We start from the raw sequence: 1353 nt of genomic DNA on the forward strand, positions 1-1353 counted from the left end.
ATCTCAAGTTCCGTTTTTAGGAATACCAGACTCTTTGTTTTGTAGTTTTAGCGATCGCCCTGGGCTAATGACCAAACGAGAAGTGAGAACGTTAATATTAGGAGAACTAGCATTACAACCGGAGCAAATTATTTGGGATATTGGGGCGGGAACAGGTTCAGTTTCGATAGAAATTGCGCGTTTATTTCCGAGTTCTACGCTATATTCGGTGGAAAAAACTGCCGCCGGAACAGCATTAATTGAGCAGAATAGAGAACGATTTAAAACTCATAATGTGATTTCAATTCATGGGGAAGCACCTGCTATTTTGCATCGTTTACGCGCCCCTCACCGGATTTTTATTGGCGGAAGTGGAGGAAACTTAGAGGAAATTTTAGGGTTATCTAGTCTGCGGCTAATTTCAGGAGGAGTCATTGTTTTAGCTTTGGCGACATTAGAACATTTGAATTTAGCCCTCAGTTGGTTAGAAGAACGAATTAGAGTTGAACCTACTTGGCGCTATCAGTTGTTACAAGTTCAGTTATCCCGTTCAGTTCCGATTAGCAATTTAACTCGATTTTCTCCTTTAAATCCGGTGACGATTATCACTATTCATCATCTCCCTAATCTTTAAAGATTTAGAGCGTTTTATAATGATGTTGCAATTGCACAATTACGACCTTTATTTTTAGCTTTATAAAGAGCTTCATCAGCAACTCGAATTAAAGTTTTGGGGGAAAGCTCTAAATGAGGAATGGTAGTGGAAACTCCTAAACTCACGGTTACAAAAGAATCTACAGTAGATTTTGCATGAAGAATTTTGAGCTTTTTAACTGCTTGGCGGATTAAATTTGCAACTTTTAAACCTCCAATTAATGTAGTATTGGGTAAAACAATCACAAATTCTTCGCCACCATAACGAGCGACTAAATCCGCCGGACGCCTTGCTGCTCGGGAAATCGCTTGAGCAATTTCTTTTAAACAATTATCGCCGGCTGGATGTCCATAAAAATCATTATAAAGTTTGAAACAATCGACATCACATAAAATTAGAGATAAAGGTTGTTTTTCACGAGCGAGTCGTTTCCATTCTCGTTCCAAATATTCATCAAAATAACGACGATTAGCAATTTGAGTCAGACCATCAATTTTAGCTAAACGTTCTAATTCTATGTAAGCAGTTCGTAAGGCTTCTTCTGCTTTTTTCTGTAGAACTAAAGCCCCCAGTTGCGCCGCCACTCCACTCACCAGTTTGATCACATGAGGATTGGCTAATATTGCCTCTTTTTTAAAAAAGACCAACACGGCTAAAAAATTGTTACCAAACATCATGGGTACTGCAAAAGCTGCTTTTAATCCTAAGATCGGAAGAGC

2 protein-coding genes are annotated in these 1353 nt (G+C 38.8%); one reads left to right on the forward strand and one right to left on the reverse strand.

Features of this window, described 5'->3' with window-relative positions; genetic code table 11:
- Positions 1–613: precorrin-6Y C5,15-methyltransferase (decarboxylating) subunit CbiT (gene cbiT / locus M595_RS27600; RefSeq protein ID WP_023069860.1), on the forward strand; the 613-nt coding region annotated here is incomplete at its 5' end.
- A 14-nt stretch (positions 614–627) separates the two neighbouring features.
- Here cbiT and M595_RS27605 read toward each other — a convergent pair.
- On the reverse strand, positions 628–1353 hold a 726-nt coding region (locus M595_RS27605; protein ID WP_040484780.1), incomplete at its 5' end, for a diguanylate cyclase.

The sequence above is a fragment of the Lyngbya aestuarii BL J genome (assembly GCF_000478195.2).
Classification (GTDB): domain Bacteria; phylum Cyanobacteriota; class Cyanobacteriia; order Cyanobacteriales; family Microcoleaceae; genus Capilliphycus; species Capilliphycus aestuarii.